We start from the raw sequence: 14,306 nt of genomic DNA, 5'->3' as shown, positions 1-14,306 counted from the left end.
TTCACCTACTTTCAAGGCATTCACAGGAAGCGAGGCGTCACCCCATGCCGGTCGAGCGTCTTGACGAGCGGATGGATCGGTAAGCCGACGACGTTATAAAAATCACCTTCGATTTTTTCGACGAAAAGACCACCCGACCCTTGGATGCCATATGCTCCCGCCTTGTCGTATGGTTCTGAGGAATCAAGGTAATCTTCCATCCAACTTTCTGGAATCACATCGAATGTCACATGCGTCGTCGTGACGAACAAGTCCTGCGTCGCACCGATGATGCTAACGCCCGTGAGCACTTCATGGGTCGAGCCGGACAAGCGTTCGAGCATCCGTTTCGCATCCTCACGGTCCGCCGGCTTCTCCAAGATGACGCCGTCTAAGACGACGACCGTATCCGCACCGATCACGATAGCATCTCGATGATCACGCGCCACATCCATCGCTTTCTCACGGGCGAGACGGGCGACATAATCGCTCGGGGACTCCTTGCCGTCCGTTCCTTCCATCACGTTCGATGGGATGACCTCATGCTCGATTCCCGCTTTACGCAGTAACTCCGTACGTCGTGGTGACATCGAGGCGAGAATGACACGCTTCTGTGTTGAATTCATTGTATCGACTCCTTCTCTTCTTCTAAAACGGGCTTCCTTGCCGTTTCACACTTCTCTGTTGATTGTAGGCAACGCGCGTCGTAAACACAATCACTCGGGTCGAAAAAAACGCCCCTTCATTTTCTGAAGGGACGTGTCGATTTATGGTGTCGTATAGTCGTAAACCGGGATATCTTTCTGTTCGAAAGCTGGTTCCGGGATGTAACGATCTGGAACGAGTTGATCGAGGTCCGGGCGATAGAAGGCATCCAGCTCGACCGTAAAATCAAGCGCTTGTACTTCTTCGACCGTATTTGGTCCTGTCTCGGCTGGTCCCGTGAATTGAATCGTCCGCAACACATGGATGCGGTTCATCGACTCAATCGATTCCAAGAACGAGACGAGGGCATCATACGTTTCGGCCTGAAGGGTCACGGTCGAACGAATTGTCGAGGCGTTGACCGGTGCGACGTCCGTCGGTTCAGCCGGTTCGTTCGTCTCACTGACGTCGGCCGGATTGAACGGCTCGACTGTCTCAGGTACTTCCGACTCAGCTACTAGCCCATCGGCGAACGCGATACTCGTGACATTGACGCCAGCTAATAAACTTGCCTGTGACAACGCCTCGACAACCGTATCGAGTGCGGGTGCCGTCGGAACGCGTGTCTGAAGCGTTTGTGAGTCCGCCACGTCAACGACCTTCCCTTCCTGACGCAACAGTTCAAGCTTCGTCCGTTCGAGCGAGAGGTCTCTCTCGAGCGCCTCGACTTCTCCTTGTTTGATGAAGTACGTATAGCCGAAGTAAGCCGGTGCTACGATGGCTGCGAGGAGGCAAATCGCAAATAACGCATAAATTGTCGAACGTTTCATTGACTCACCACCTCCGCATCTACTTCCTCTTCTTCAGTCAATTCTTCCTCCACGTCTTGGAACATGAACGTGAACTCTCCGATGTAGCGTGGAAGCGGGTCTTCTTCGAATGAATTTTCCTCTTCTTCCTCTTCTGCCGCCTTCAATTCGGTCGTCACGCCGAGGAGCTTCACGTCAAGGAAGCGTTCATCGGTCATGAGCGAACGTTGGAAGGCGTTCAAATCCTCGAGCGTCTCAAATTGTGTCCGTACGCTCATAATCGAGCCGTCCGCGTAGTTATACGTCAACACGTAACCCGTCGGAGGCAATTGTTCGGTCAGCGCCCGAAGTGCCGGCACTGCATCTTTTTCCATGTCCGTCAACGCCGTCACGGTCTGGTCGAGCGAGAGCACTTGTTGTGCTTTCGAGTTCACCTGTTCGGTTTGATAGATCTCAACAAGTTGGAGTTCCTCTTCAATACGTGCTTGTTCTGCTTCCAATTGCCCCACCTCGTAGTACAGGTAACCGGCCGCGCCTCCTCCGAGGAGGAGGGCGACGAGTCCCGTCACGATTGGCCAACGAAGCGTCACATCGGTCGAGTTGATAAAGTTCGTATCCTGGTCCCGTTGAAGCGTCGCCATCCCGAGTAAAGGAAGCATCTGATGCGATAGCGGTGTCACATGGGCAATCGCGAGCGGTTGTTCGACCCGTGTGACGGAGACGAGGGACTCGGATTGAATCATGTGAACAAGATCGTCCACTTCAGGTACCGTTCCCGAGACGTATAAGTCGTCGATGGCGCGACCATCCGTCCGTAGCGAGTAACGATAGAAATCGAGGAATCGGGCGAGTTCGTTCAACCAGTCGTCCATCTGGTTCGCTTTCATCTCATCCGTTCCGTTGTATGTATACGTCACGACGCCATCTTTCGTACCGACTTGGTACGGGAGGTCTGACTCGATGGAACGAATGAAGCGTATCTGTCCTTCTTCTAGCACCAACAATTGATGCGAGAATGGTGTGACATGCCAGATGAGCGTCGACTGGAGCGAATCGATGTCTGATAAGCGCATGACGCCGTTTGCGACTGCGACCGAGCGTGGCGTGATTTTTTTCAACGCGAGACCACGTTTTTTCATGTACGAGCGGAGCGACTTCGTCAGCTCAATCGATACGGCATGAAGCATGACGTCCGTCTTGACACCGTCTTCACCTAGCACTTCATAATCAAACGACACGTCGTCGAACGGTAAGATGATGGAACTGCCGATCTCCATGAACAAATAGCCACGAATCTCATCCTTCGGAATCGTAGAAGGAATCTTGACTTTCCGTGACAACACTTCCGTCTCGTCCAATGCGACCGCACATGTCATGCCACGACGGACTTTCAATTTGCGACAGAGTTCGTCGAAGGCGAGACTGAACGCCGTCTCGTCGAGAATTTTTCCTTCTCCGTACGCATCTTTCGCCAACTGAACCGAGGCGCTTCGCTTGAACACACCTTGTTTGATGACGGCACCGTGGATGCTGAGAGCATCAAACGAAAAATAGGTGACCGTCCCTTTCTCTATCCCACGACTCATGATCGTTTTCCCCCTACATCAACTCAAAATACCAATCAAAAAAGCTTTCACTAAACCAAAACGTCAACATCGTCCCGAGTGCGATGGATGGCACGAACGGAATCGGTTGTTTTCGTCCAATTTTCTTTGAGGCGATCAATGCCACTCCGACAACCGCTCCAATCAAACTCGACAAGAACAAAGCGACGAGTACATCACGAGGACCGAGCACGAGACCGATCATAGTAAACAATTTGACGTCCCCTGCCCCAAGTCCCCCTTTTGAGACGAAAAAGACGGTCGCCAAAAGAGAAAATCCGAGGAGCGCCCCAGCAAGCGGCGACCACCACGTGGCCCCTGTCACATAGGTAAGGACGAGTAAGATCGGTGCCGTGACACGCAAGATGACGTTCGGCACGAGCATCGTCGATAAATCAGATACGGCGAGCGCCAACAACGTCGATAAAAAGGCGAACGCAAGAAGCGTCGTCATACTAAATCCGTAAAGCATAAAGCTATAGCCATATCCGATGGCTCCGAGCAATTCAAAGATCGGATACGTCGGCGCGATCCGCTCGCCACATCCACGACATCTCCCTCTGAGGGTGAGATAGCCGAAAATCGGGATGAGTTCCCACGGTGACAATTCGTGACCGCAAGACGGACAATGTGAACGCGGTGTCACGATGGATTGTTGACGTGGCACGCGGAGCCCGACGACGTTGGTGAACGACGTGATGACCGCCCCGAGGACGATGCTATATAAGAATCCAATGAATTCAATCAAGGGAGGATCCTCCTTTTGTAAGTATATGCCAAAAACAGAAAACCGGCTAGGCTGAGCGAGTGCCCAGCGCCAGCCGGAGGATAAATTATAATTTATTTAACGTCATCTTTGTTTAAACCACTACTGTCTTCAGGACTAGCCAAAGTCCCAATTCGTTTAGTCCCGCTTAACCAAACATTATAAGTGTATTTATTATCAGTTCCTTTGTTTACAACTACAACTCCGTTTGAGTATGAAGCTGTTCCAAATGGATCTTTCATTGTGTCAATCATATTCAATCCATCTTTTTCAGTAGCTCGTTTAGTTCCAACAAATCGAATGACCTCTCCGTCAGCAACTTCATTCGAAGCTACATATAATTTGGCTGCATTGACCATCTGCTTCGCATCGGCAACCATCGCATCCTTCTTCGAGTTCTCAATAATCCCACCAATCGCAACGACCGCGATGGCTGCGATAATTCCTAAAATAACAACGACGACGAGCAACTCGACAAGTGTAAGTCCACGCTCATCTTTTAATTGTTTGGCATCTTGCCAAATCATTTTCAACTTCTCTACCATGATTCATTCTCCCCTTTTGTGTATTGTGCTGCATGTAAGCTAGATTCATTACGAAAGACCTAAACTAGAAGTAGAACAATTTTACTATACCTTCTAAATTTAGTATTGAAAAGGTATATTTTCAAAACTCTGCATATTGCGTTTACTGATTTTGAATATCGCCATAGATTTGAAACATCGGGACGACAATCGAGATGACAATCACCCCAACGACACTCGCTAACACAACAATCAAGAGCGGTTCGATAATCGACTTGAGTCGATCCGTTGTCGTCTCGACCTCCGTCTCATAAAACTCGGCGACCTCATTCAACATCGAATCTAAATCTCCACTCTCTTCTCCGACCGCAATCATTTGCGTCATGAGCGGTGGGAAGTTCGAGTTACGCATGAGCGGCTCGTGGAGCGGAATCCCTTGTGCCATCATTTCACGTGCCTCCGTCAATCCCTTCCGGATGACACGGTTCGACACGATGCGTTCCGTGATTTCGATGGCCGTCAAAATCGGTACCGCCGCCTGTAAGAGAACGGCCAAGCTTCGCGTGAGTAGCGCGATTTGCGACTTCGTCACGATTGGTCCGAAAATCGGCATTTTCAGCAGCAAGCGGTCGATGACGAATCGTTCTCGGTCCCGCTTCAGCATCCATGTAAACACAAACACCCCGAGTATAGCGATGGCGAGTAAGAGCCACCAGAACGCAGCGATAAAGTCTGAAACGGCGACGACGATTCTCGTGATGAGAGGAAGCTCACCACCGAGTTGACCGAAGATGCTCGCGAACGTCGGAACGACGTTCACCATCAAGAAAGCGACAACGCCGATGGCGACAATCGAGACGACCAACGGATACGTCAGGGCGGAGATGACTTTCCGCTTCACATCATATTGTTTCTGGAGTTGGAGCCCAATCTGATCGAGCGCCTCCTCCAAGTTCCCACTCGTCTCCCCGGCAAGTGCCATCGAACTGAAGAAGTTCGAAAAGACGCGTGGATGCTTCTTGATCGCCTCAGAATAGGCAATCCCCTCTTTCAAATCGTCCTCGACTTGACTGAGCGTCTTCTTCAAGACTTTTGATTCGGACTGTACCCGCAAGATCGACGTCGCACGGACGATCGGCACCCCCGCCCGGATGAGCGTCGCGAACTGTCTGACATACATGATCAGATGTTCGATTTTGACGCGTTCCGGTAGGATATTGACCTCTTTGTTTAGTCCGGTCGACTCGAGTTCGGACAAGTCTGTCACGAGAATCGATTCTTGGCGTAACTTATCTTTTGCCTCCCGAAGCGAGACGGCCGTGATGCGACCTTTCTTGCGCTTCCCGTTCAGGAGCTTTCCTTCGTACTGAAATATCGCCATCACTCATCACCTCATCTCTTCTGTCGGGACGGCGTTCGGATTGATGATTCCTTGCCGTACGAGCTGTTCAATCGCGGCATCCATCGACTGCATGCCATGCTGACGACTCGTCTGGATGACGGTCGGAAGCTGGAACTCTTTTTCATTTCGGATCAAGTTGGCGACAGCCGGGTTCCCTAACATGATCTCCATCGCGGCGACACGGCCTTTCGGCACGTCGATCCGCGGGAACAATCGTTGACTGACGACGCCGAGCAAAACGTTCGCGAGTTGCGTCCGGATTTGGTCTTGCTGCTCAGCCGGAAACGCATCGATGATTCGGCTAACTGTCGACATCGCACTCGACGTGTGGAGTGTCGCCATGACGAGGTGCCCCGTCTCGGCTGCTGTCATCGCCGTCGAAATCGTTTCTAAGTCACGCATCTCCCCGAGCAAAATGACGTCCGGGTCTTGTCGTAAAGCAGCTCGTAGGCCGCTCACGAACTTCATGACGTCCGACCCGATTTCGCGTTGGTCGACGATGCTTTGGTCGTGTGAATGCAAATACTCGATAGGATCTTCTAACGTGATGATCCGCTTTCGTTGCGTCCGGTTGATCTCGTGGATCATCGCCGCAAGTGTCGTCGATTTCCCAGACCCGGTCGGCCCAGTCACGAGGATGAGACCATGCGGCTTCTCAATCAATCGCTTCAACACCGTCGGCAAGTTGAGTTCATTTAATGTCGGGATTTCCCCGGAAATGGAACGGAATGCGATCGCAATCGTTCCCCGTTGATAGTACGCGTTGACACGGAAGCGTGAAACACGCGGCACCCCGAACGAGAAGTCGAGATCGCGCTCATGTTCGAGACGTTCGCGCATGTCTTCCGTCATAATTTCTTTTAAATATCCTTCAAGATGATGGGGCAATACCTTCTCCTCACCCATCGTGATAAGACTCCCATCTACCCGGATGATTGGTGGAGAACCCGCCGTCAAATGAATGTCTGAGGCGCGTCGCTCGACCGCATTCGTCAAGATGACTTCAATCGATTGATTAATCATAAGCACTCTCCGTAATGACCGTTCGTAATATTTCTTCAGTCGTTGTCAACCCGGCTGCGACTTTTTCTAATCCGTCAGCCAATAAGAAGGTCGCTCCTTGCGACTTCGCGTACTCCACCATCTCGGACTCGGTCGCCTGGTTCATGATCATCCGTCGTAACCCTTCGTTGATTGGAATCACTTCATGGATGGCGAGACGTCCTCGGTACCCTGTCGAGTTGCACGAAGAACATCCCTTTCCACGAACAATTCGGTCGATGTGAATGCCTTCTGCTTCGAATAGGCGTTGCTCACTTTTCGAGACAGGTTCTGCCTGACCACAATCGCGGCAGACGCGTCGTACGAGACGCTGCGCGACGAGTCCGGTCGTTGAAGCGGCGACGAGGAACGGTTCGACTCCCATATCGACGAGACGGGTGATGGAACTGATAGCCGAGTTTGTATGTAGTGTCGATAGGACGAGGTGTCCCGTAAGCGAGGCCCGAATGGCAATCTCCGCTGTTTCGGTATCACGAATCTCACCGACCATGACGATGTTCGGGTCTTGTCGTAAAATCGAACGGAGACCGGAAGCGAACGTCAAGCCGACTTTCGAGTTGACCTGGACTTGGTTGATGCCGTCGAGCTGATACTCGACCGGGTCTTCTACCGTGATGATGTTTTTCGTCTCGTCATTCAACTCTACTAGCGAGGCATAGAGAGTCGACGACTTTCCTGAGCCGGTCGGACCGGTGATGAGAATAATGCCGTTCGGACGTTTGAGCATTTCGCGATACGCTTGCTCGTTTCGTTCCCCGAATCCTAGTTTCGTCAAATCTGTCAGCCCTTGCGACGAGTCAAGCACTCGAATAACAATCTTCTCCCCGTACATCGTTGGGAGTGTCGACACACGGAAGTCATAGGCGCGATTGCGTAACGTATACTTGATCCGTCCGTCTTGCGGGAGACGACTTTCCGTGATGTCGAGGTTACTCATGACTTTAAGGCGCGTCAGCATGACACTTTGAATTTTCTTCGGATAAATCGTTTCCGTACGCAAATCCCCGTCGATCCGAAAGCGGACGTGAAGTTGTTTCTCATGCGGGTCGAAATGGATATCTGATGCTCGTTGATCGATTGCGCTCAAGAAGATTTGGTTCACGAGACGAATGATTGGGGCATCGTCCCGACTAGTCGTTTCTTGTCGATCCATCTCCGGTGCATCTTCTTTTAAAATCTCGACGAGTGAATGATCCATCTCATAATAACGACTGATTGTCTTTCGAATCTGTTCACGTGTCGAAATACCAATCTCGATATTCATCCCAGTCTGCAAACGGACGTCATCAATCGCAATCAAATCGAGCGGGTCGGCCGTCGCAATATGAAGCGTGTTTCCAATCAATTGATATGGCATGACATCATGTTTTTGTGCCAATGCTTTCGGCACGAGCTTTGTGACCGTCACGTTGATATCTTGCGCATACAACTCGATAATCGGCACATGTAGTTGTTCATGAATCATCTGAATCAATTGCGTTTCGGTAATGTGGTTCAACCGAATGAGTGTATCCCCCAGTTTTTCACCTGGGCGTTTTTGTTCGAGCGCCTCATCGAGCTGACTCGTCGTAATAAGTCCCGCCTCAATCAGCATCTCGCCGAGTCTTCGCTTCGTTCGTCTCACATTACTTCACCATCCTTTGAGGAGCCTCCTCTTGCTCGACTTCCCTCTCTTCGACGAAAGTACTAGCCGTCACTCCACCAATCAATATGACAACGAGTATGGACCACGCCCACCAGGCTTGCGTCAACGATTCCGTCACCATATAGTAAATCCCCACTGAAAGAAGTGCCGTCCATACACTGATGAGCAGTTTCGTTTCACGCTTTTTCATCGATGGGACAGACAAGGCGAATAACGTCAACGTGGCCAATACCCAAAAGCCAAGTAAAATCATATAACCAATCATCCGACTGCCTCCTGTTCTGCAGGGTCTTCTTCAAATACGGGTGGTTCTTCGAAGTTGTCATTTAGTTCATCGTCAAAAGTTGGGTCTTCTTCCACCTCTTCATCCGGGAATGTTGGGATGACCGGTTCGACCGGTTCAGGTGGCGGAAGTGGGACCGAGCTCTTCGTCACGATTTCCGGTGTCGGGGTATAAAAATCAAATCCGAGCAATTCCATCGTTTCTCCTTCTTCCGTCACTTTGACACGGTACAACTTCCCTGACTGGCCCGTTTGTCCGGATTGCGTGACCGATGAACTGCCTGAAGGAAGTGATGACGAGAATCGGACGACTTTTGGATAAGGAACCGAAGTCACTTCTTCCACTCGCGCCTCGTAAGCTGATTCAAACGGTTGACCGAGTAATTGGACGATCACAGCATTTCCTTCATTCAAAACGAGGATGGCGTATGATGACTTCTCACGGTTTTGCACCGCAAAGTTCGAGCGGGCGTCCACTTTCGTGTCATATCCAAGTTCGACACCAGATGGAAGCGTCTCATGTGGCACACGTTCAAGAATGGCGAACGGCGTGGCAGCAAACATGCGATAGAACGAAGACCCGAGCGTCGTGAGCGCCTCAAAGTCTTCCCCGAACGATTTGAGACTAAAGATATCACCTGCTGCCATCTCGAATCCGTTCATTCGATCGAGCGTGGACTGCATCGCCGGAGTCGGGCTCACGGTAAACGAAGCGACGACTTCACTCTCCGCCGCGACTTGTTCCAATGTGACCGTTGACTCAAGCATCGATGCCGCTTCCATCAATGCCGGGGCAATCATAGTCATCGTCACAGGTTGGCCTTCGAGATATGGTTCGACTTTTGACTCATCAATCGCAGTCAACAATGGGTATTCACCGTCATCTGTGATGGCATCGAGCGTGTTCGGTACATCGAACGTCACGACTTCTTTTCCGATTTCAATGACGGTCCCGTCCATCAGATTGACCGAAAACGGCATCGTGTTGAAATCTTTGATGGCGTTATCGAGACGAACGTCAGCCTCTTCCTTCGTCATCCCGGAAACATCGACGCCCGCGACGGTTGTTTCTGTATATGTAGCACTTGACTCGGCGGACGCATCTAAGTAATTGACGAGTCCGATGGTCGGCAACGTCACGAGTGCGACGAGTCCGATCAGAATGAAAAGATGCATCCCATACCGTTTCATGTAAAAATCCCCCTATGTTTCATATGTCTTCTATTCTATGTATCCGTTCAGTGTGTAACTTTAGTATAATATGTATTGTACAAAAAATAACAATTTATTCATTATTCCATACGATATTTACCGATTGTTTTACTTTTTTTGAATAGGAGGTCAACGTTTTGTCGCATAACGAAAAAGGGTTTACGCTCGTCGAAGTACTCGTCTCCATTGTCGTCGTTTCCATCTTGGCAGGAGCCATGATGAATATCTTCTCGCAAAGTCTTCAAATTACCTCTTCTGATTTAGATCGAACGGTTGCAAATCAAATTGCGCAAAACACATTACATACAATCGAACGCAGAGCGAAGGAATCCGATACTTCATTTTCTCTTGATGCATTGAAATCAGATGTGAATGGCATATGCGATTTATGTTCGGCCACAATCAACGGTCGCGATTATTCGATTGATATTGCGTCTGTTCAAACTTCTTCGAACGTCATGGACGTGACCATCATCGTCGATTCCGATACGTTGCTCCAACCAATCACGTTGAAAGGAGTCGTGACCCATGCAAGCCTCCATGAAAAGTTCCCTGAAACGAGTAATCCAGAAGCTACAACGCTCTGAAGAAGGTGTCACACTTGTTGAATTGTTGTTAGCGCTAGTTATTTCCACCATCTTCGCCGGAATTATCATCACGGTATTTTTATCTGGGACGCTCGGCTTTCGTTTGACGAATGATTCGAGTTCCCTTCGAGCAGAAGCGGACTATTTGATTGCTTCGGTCATGCAGGACTTGAATCAAACGAAATTTGATGCGATGACTGAAAGTAATGGGGTCTATACGTTTCACGTCTTAAATGACCCGAAAGTATCGGCGAATGGGATTTTGTATCGTGAAAGCGGCTATCTCGATACCGGCAAAACATTATCCGCTGCTTCCTTCTCTTCTTCTACGAATGATGTCGTACTCCAATCGATGGACATTTCGATTGTTGACGGTGCAGTCGAAGCGAGAGTCAATCAGCCATCCTACTATAAGTCTGGCTTGATTGAACTGACAATCACACTATCTCCAGCCAATGATCCATCTGAGACGAAGACGTTCAAGAGCGCCATCCCATTCTGAAAAGGAGCTTGTACCTATGAAGCAAGATGAACGAGGTTACGTCCTAATTCTTGTCCTCGTGACCATGGCGGCATTAGCCGTTCTGTCACTCGCTGCCATCCAAGTCAACTTGGCGACAAATAAACAGACCATCATTCGCGTCGACGAGACACAACTCGATGCCGACGTCAAAAGTACGTTAAATCTTCTAGTTGCTGATTTAAAGACAACATTTCCGATTCACGATGAAGCGGATGTACCCAATTACATGAAATCGGAGCAAGCCTTTCAAAACGAAATCACTTCGTTACTCGTGAGTAATCAACCATATACCGGAAACCAATTGTCCGGAGATAACGATGTCGTCTATTCGATTGAACGCTCTACTGCTGATCGAACCGATGCCCCATTCACGACTGTACTCACACTGACAGCAACAGGCACGACCGTCCCAAAAGTAGAACAACCGACGCAAACAGCAACCTATACACAAGAAGTATATGTGACCGCCCTGCCATCTTTTTTGTATTACGTTCTCGGGTCTGACGAGCAATTGTCAGTCAATGGTCCACCTAAAATCACAGGAAACATCTTTGTCGGAAACAGTGATGTCGCGACGAACGAATTGAACGTTCAACGAACCGCCTTCTACCAACTAGGCTCAACACAAAAGTCGCTAGAAAATAGTTCGACGAGTCGATTTTATTTAGATGGTAAAATCGACTTTGCCCCTGGAGCGACATGCGATGGTTGCGAATTAAATGAGTATTTCACGAGTGACACGACACCAATCGCAGGAGAAAAACCAAAGATTGGCGAGATTGATTCTTCCTTCTCACCATTCAATTTCGACTATTCGATTATTCAATACGTCAACCGTTTTCAATCAGGTACAGAGCTGAGCTACGAGAATGCGCCGGGTACTTCCATTTTTAATAGCGGACGAATACCAGCAATCTCAAATCCTCCTTACTTGGAGCAACCGAATCTCGGATTGACTGAATATGTCGACAAGCAACAGATTGATGGGATCGATTCTCTGAAAATCATCACATCACCCGTGTCTTCTCCATCCATCATCAGTGAATCAGTTGCAAGTTCGAATGTGCCGCTCTTATTCGATGGGGACGTGATCATCGATGCGGTACGTCCAATTACAATCAGTCGACCACTAATTGTGAACGGAAACCTCACGATCCGAGGCAATGTCGCATTCGACACGACTGTATATGCCTTGAAAGATGCCTTTATTGACCGTGCCTCAATCACGGGTGTCAGTCAGTCCCAAAATAGCTCTCTCGTTCTGTTAGCGAAAGGAAAAGTCTTGTTAAATCGAATCAATGAATTTGAAGACGCGACGACACCGCTCCAAGCATTTCTATACAGTGACTCAGAGGAGAAGAGTAAACTGTACGCAGTTGGCTCAATCATCAATATAAAAGGTGGTCTTTATAGTCGTGGTCCACTAGAAATCAATACGTTCCGTGGGACGTTCCGCCCATTACCAGCCCAAAGTGCAAAAGAAGCCCAATTTGCACCAGGTAACCGAACCCAGACTGATGATATCGAAAAATCACGTCTGATCATGACATATAACGAAGGGGTGTTTGAACAAATCAATACGTTACCTGTTTCCAACCAGCTTCAGCTATTCACGGCACGCCCGGTCAAACAATGAACATAAAAAAGAAGCCGACATCAAATCGGCTTCTTTTTCGTATACTTAGTAAAAATCACCCGCCGGTGTATCGACACCAGGGTTTGGATCTGTGCCATCTTTCACTTGGACGTAGAAATATTGGGAGATTGGCTCTGGACCCCCGCCGTTCGGGAATGAGGCGCTGACGTCTTGTGTCACGAGCCCCACTTTTGCAAGTCCGGGTTTCAACAGTTTCAACTCTCCCTGATCAATCGTTAGCACATCTGTCCCTTCCAATACCGTCAATCCGTAGCCCGTGACGTTTGCAGTATCTGGATAGAAGGTGATTTGTTTGCTGTACGAATATGGGCTGTCACTCATGTACAGGATGACGTTAGGCGTTGAAATCAACTGCGGGTATTCTTTGACGTCAATCAAAGTACTTTTCGATTGCCCTGGATAATCTGTAAGTTTACCTAGTATGGTAACGCCACCCTGACTTCCGTGTTCGGCACGAACCGTTGCAACGTTCGTTCCAGTTTCAGAGACAGACAATGCAGTGGATGAGGACGTCCAGTCAACTCCTAGCGGTGCACTCAACTTAGGCCCATCTAATTTCGTCTGGTCTAAGGTAAGGCTCACAGATTGTTTGATGAGTGTACCTTGCGCATCTTGATATACCCATAGTTCATTCGGTTTCGGATTCAATGCGAGATCTGGCAACTTGACAATCACTTTTAAATCATTCGACTTCACGACATGACCATTCGGATACGTATATGTCGCCCGAATTGTCGTCTCCCCTACTGTTTTAGGAGAAATCGCAACATTAGCCCCATTTGACTTCAGTCCGATAATGTTGTCTTTGTCGCTTTCCCATTTTAGTTTAGAGAAATCAATGGACCCAGATGCTTGTGCATTTACTGATGCCGATTCTCCGACATACAGGGTTAACGTTTTTGGAATGGTCAAGGAAACGCCTTTTATAGTTACCTTTTGAGATGAAAAAGTTCCTGGATTATCATCTATGGTGCGATCGTGTTTCGTAGTGCCTTGTCCGGCATGATCGGCATAAAACGAATACATATAATTTCCTGTATTAAATGTAAATTCACCTGGTGTTGTCGCAATTAGAGGAATAGAAACGACAGTTAACAACTGACTCGTTGATAAATCTTTGCATTTCACGTCTACTCCGGCTTTCTTTTTTCCACATTCAATCGAGACTTTCCCTTTTAACTCTCGCGTATCCGAATTGAACGTAAATCCTTCAGGCAAATCTCTATTATCAGGAACAGTAAACTCTTTAGGAATCTTCTCAACGAATTCAGCATCCCATTCAACTAATTCATAAGAATTTAAGTTAGGTCCCTTCACTTCAGTAAGGATTTTTTCTACGTTAAAAGAATACGTTAACATAATTTTTGATTGAACCCATCCAACGCTCGGTGAAATTGTGCGAGTCACTTCATCATTAACTGGTGTCGTGATCGGATAATCGCTATCTTTCTTAGCAAACGTTGAGGAGTAAATAGAAAGGATGAATACTGTTGCAATCAATATGATCAGGCCGTACTTGGATCTCGGATGCTTGAACATGGAAAGTCCTCCAGTCGGTTTGTCGTCACACTTCTTCAGTTAATTCATACCCTTTCCAATCCCATTTAAC

General features: G+C 48.7%; 14 protein-coding genes. 3 read left to right on the top strand and 11 right to left on the bottom strand.

All coding sequences use genetic code 11. The features are described from left to right. Positions 1-20: 20 nt before the first annotated feature. The 10 genes from KNO86_RS08890 to KNO86_RS08845 all read right to left on the bottom strand — a co-directional run bounded on the left by KNO86_RS08890 (position 21) and on the right by KNO86_RS08845 (position 9,909). Complete coding sequence (locus KNO86_RS08890) at positions 21-605, bottom strand: Maf family protein (protein ID WP_214695320.1); 585 nt, start codon at positions 603-605, stop codon at positions 21-23. A 141-nt stretch (positions 606-746) separates the two neighbouring features. After that, positions 747-1,454, bottom strand: coding sequence for a hypothetical protein (locus tag KNO86_RS08885; RefSeq protein WP_214695319.1), 708 nt, complete (start codon positions 1,452-1,454; stop codon positions 747-749). Beyond that, positions 1,451-3,019, bottom strand: a complete 1,569-nt coding sequence (gene pilM, locus KNO86_RS08880) for a pilus assembly protein PilM (protein WP_214695317.1) — start codon at positions 3,017-3,019, stop codon at positions 1,451-1,453. Before pilM ends, KNO86_RS08885 begins: the two co-directional genes overlap by 4 nt. Positions 3,020-3,032: 13 nt before the next feature. After that, the gene (locus KNO86_RS08875) at positions 3,033-3,785 is read right to left on the bottom strand and encodes a prepilin peptidase (protein ID WP_214695315.1); all 753 of its coding nucleotides are present in this window, start codon (positions 3,783-3,785) and stop codon (positions 3,033-3,035) included. 92 nt (positions 3,786-3,877) lie between these two features. Further along, positions 3,878-4,348: a prepilin-type N-terminal cleavage/methylation domain-containing protein gene (locus KNO86_RS08870; RefSeq protein ID WP_214695313.1), complete on the bottom strand. Its 471-nt coding sequence runs from the start codon at positions 4,346-4,348 to the stop codon at positions 3,878-3,880. Positions 4,349-4,490: 142 nt separating this feature from the next. Beyond that, entirely contained in the window at positions 4,491-5,708 is a 1,218-nt protein-coding gene (locus tag KNO86_RS08865; RefSeq protein WP_214695311.1) for a type II secretion system F family protein, read from the bottom strand. Positions 5,709-5,714: 6 nt separating this feature from the next. Next, entirely contained in the window at positions 5,715-6,752 is a 1,038-nt protein-coding gene (locus KNO86_RS08860) for a type IV pilus twitching motility protein PilT (protein ID WP_214695310.1), read from the bottom strand. Further along, complete coding sequence (locus KNO86_RS08855) at positions 6,745-8,415, bottom strand: GspE/PulE family protein (protein WP_214695309.1); 1,671 nt, start codon at positions 8,413-8,415, stop codon at positions 6,745-6,747. The genes KNO86_RS08860 and KNO86_RS08855 overlap by 8 nt, the downstream gene beginning before the upstream one ends. Before the next feature lies 1 nt (position 8,416). Next, entirely contained in the window at positions 8,417-8,701 is a 285-nt protein-coding gene (locus KNO86_RS08850; RefSeq protein WP_214695308.1) for a hypothetical protein, read from the bottom strand. Continuing rightward, entirely contained in the window at positions 8,698-9,909 is a 1,212-nt protein-coding gene (locus KNO86_RS08845; RefSeq protein WP_214695307.1) for a G5 domain-containing protein, read from the bottom strand. Before KNO86_RS08845 ends, KNO86_RS08850 begins: the two co-directional genes overlap by 4 nt. 158 nt (positions 9,910-10,067) lie before the next feature. On the opposite strand from KNO86_RS08845, the gene KNO86_RS08840 reads away from it, so the two are divergent. From KNO86_RS08840 to KNO86_RS08830, 3 genes are read left to right on the top strand one after another with little or no spacing between them, the layout of a single operon-like run. Next, the gene (locus KNO86_RS08840) at positions 10,068-10,517 is read left to right on the top strand and encodes a prepilin-type N-terminal cleavage/methylation domain-containing protein (RefSeq protein WP_214695306.1); all 450 of its coding nucleotides are present in this window, start codon (positions 10,068-10,070) and stop codon (positions 10,515-10,517) included. After that, entirely contained in the window at positions 10,459-11,019 is a 561-nt protein-coding gene (locus KNO86_RS08835) for a PilW family protein (RefSeq protein ID WP_214695304.1), read from the top strand. The genes KNO86_RS08840 and KNO86_RS08835 overlap by 59 nt, the downstream gene beginning before the upstream one ends. A 16-nt stretch (positions 11,020-11,035) precedes the next feature. Further along, entirely contained in the window at positions 11,036-12,676 is a 1,641-nt protein-coding gene (locus tag KNO86_RS08830; protein WP_214695296.1) for a hypothetical protein, read from the top strand. A 45-nt stretch (positions 12,677-12,721) separates the two neighbouring features. On the opposite strand, the gene KNO86_RS08825 is transcribed toward KNO86_RS08830, so the two are convergent. Next, on the bottom strand, positions 12,722-14,236 hold the full coding sequence (locus tag KNO86_RS08825) for a hypothetical protein (protein WP_214695294.1): 1,515 nt from the start codon (positions 14,234-14,236) through the stop codon (positions 12,722-12,724). Positions 14,237-14,306: the final 70 nt, after the last annotated feature.

Source organism: Exiguobacterium sp. s160 (assembly GCF_018617575.1).
GTDB classification, from domain to species: Bacteria; Bacillota; Bacilli; order Exiguobacteriales; family Exiguobacteriaceae; genus Exiguobacterium; species Exiguobacterium aestuarii_A.
The sequence above is the reverse complement of the archived record's forward strand: the minus strand, read 5'-3'. Positions and strand labels throughout refer to the sequence as shown.